Source organism: Pollutimonas subterranea, from assembly GCF_002849655.1.
Classification (GTDB): Bacteria; Pseudomonadota; Gammaproteobacteria; order Burkholderiales; family Burkholderiaceae_B; genus Pollutimonas; species Pollutimonas subterranea.
Map to the genome: position 1 here is coordinate 1 of NZ_PDNW01000050.1, position 2034 is coordinate 2034.

Consider the following 2034-nt stretch of genomic DNA (forward strand, 5'->3'; position numbering starts at 1 on the left):
GGAACTGAGCATCTCGCGCAATACGGTGCGTAAGTATTTGCAGTTGGAAGAGAAGCAAATCAGCGCCTACAAGGATGACGGGTCGCGCCACAAGCACCTGGACGCGCATCGGGATTTTCTGATCCACCAGCTCAAGCGCTTTCCGAAGCTCAGTGCCGTCAAGCTCGCACGCCGGCTACGGGAGCGCGGCAGCGAGCTGGCGGTCTCCTCGCGCAGCATCCGTCGCTATGTGCAGGCGTTAAAGGAGCAAGTGGCCACAGGCCAGTTGCGCTATTACGAACCGGTGCCCCAGTCTGTGCCCGGCATCCAATGTCAGGTCGATCCGGGCGAACTGCGCGGCGTACTCATTGGCGGGCAAGAACGCACGGTGCACTTCGTGGTGTTCGTGCTGTCGTGCTCGCGCCTGATGTACGTGGGGGTCGCGTTCAAGCCATTGGATACCGCGGCCTTCATTCAATTGCACGACGAGGCCTTGCGTTACTTCGGCGGCACGCCTGAGGAGTGTGTGTACGATCAGACCAAGTTGGTGGTGCTTAGCGAACAATATAGGGAACTGACCGTCAACCAGCGTTTCCATGAATTCGCGACCACGGCGGGCTTCCGGCTCTATGCCTGCGAAGGCTACGATCCAGAGAGCAAAGGTAAAGTGGAGGCCGGCGTTAAATACGTCAAGCAGGATTGCCTGTACGGTGAGGAATTTGCCAGCCAACAGGATCTGCGCCAACACGTGCAGCAATGGCTCGAGACGGTGGCCAATGCGCGGATGCATGGAACGACGGGGCGCGTGCCACGGGAACACTTCGAGCAAGAGGAGCGCCAGCACTTGCGTCCGTACCTGTCGCCAGCCAGTGTGACCACCCGGGCGGCCACGGTCCAGACCCGGCGCGCCGACAAGACGGGGCTCATCTCCTGGAAGTCCAACAAGTACTCCGTGCCCATGGCCTGGCAACAGGCCAATGTGGGCGTGGCGGAACACGACAATAATCTGACTATCACTGACCTGGAGACGGGCGAGGCGATTGCCATGCATGAGTTGTGTGCCCAGCGTGGCCGGATCGTCAAGAACAACCACCATTACCGGGATCACGCCCAGCGCATCGCCGACCTGGAGCAGGCCATTGCGGCCCTCATACCGCAGGAGACAGGCGCCGCTCTATGCGCGGTGCTCAAACGCACATCGCCACGTATCTACAAGGATCAGCTCGTGGCGGTGCGCGCGCTGCTGCAAGATCACCAGCCCGTCGATGCCGTCTTGATGACCGGCCTGTCGCAGCGTCACGAATTGACGGCCAGCATGCTCAAGCGCTACCTGCAAGCGAACCAGCAGGCTAGGCAGCGTGGCCGTATCACGCCAGCACCTATGACTGGCCCGCACCGGCGCGTACCGCTGGATCTGGGCGCCTACGCCCGTGTTGGCCATCCTGCTGGACAGGAGGTGATCCATGAGCCAGCTTGAACACACTAGTGCCCAGTACCGCAGCTTGCGCCTGAGCGCCATCGGCCGTGATCTGCTCGGGCTGGTATCGCAGGCCGAGGCCAATGACCTCTCACATCTGAACTTCGCCCAGATGCTCGCCGAGCACGAGATTGCCGAGCGCACGCGCAGCCGCATCAACCGCCACCATCGCCAAGCCGGATTGCCTCTGGCCAAGCACCTGGAAGACTTCGATTACCGGCACCAGACGACAATCACCAAGCGCCAGGTCAATGCACTGCTGGACTTCGGGTTCATCGACAATCGCGAGAACGTGGTCTTCATCGGTCCGCCGGGCGTGGGCAAGACCCACTTGGCCATTGGGCTTGGCCAAAAAGCGATCCAGGCCGGCTACAAAGTCTTATTCCGCACCGCGCTCGATCTGGTGGAAGACCTGGAGTTGGCTGAAATGAAAGGCGAGCTCAAGAAGCGGATCACTCAGTTGGCCAAATTCGACGTACTCATCATTGACGAACTTGGCTACCTGCCCATGACGGCGCAGGCTCGGTTCAATCTGTTCCAGCTTGTCAATGTTCTGTACGAGTACCGATCCATCATCC

Annotated in this window: 2 protein-coding genes; both read left to right on the top strand. The window is 60.4% G+C overall.

Features of this window, described 5'->3' with window-relative positions; genetic code table 11:
* Nucleotides 1-1456 (top strand): IS21 family transposase (istA, locus tag CR159_RS21265; protein WP_102075936.1); only part of this gene is annotated, 1456 nt, incomplete at its 5' end.
* Nucleotides 1443-2034, top strand: a 592-nt coding sequence (istB, locus tag CR159_RS21270) for an IS21-like element helper ATPase IstB (protein ID WP_102075937.1), incomplete at its 3' end; no start/stop codon positions are given. The genes istA and istB, both read left to right, overlap by 14 nt.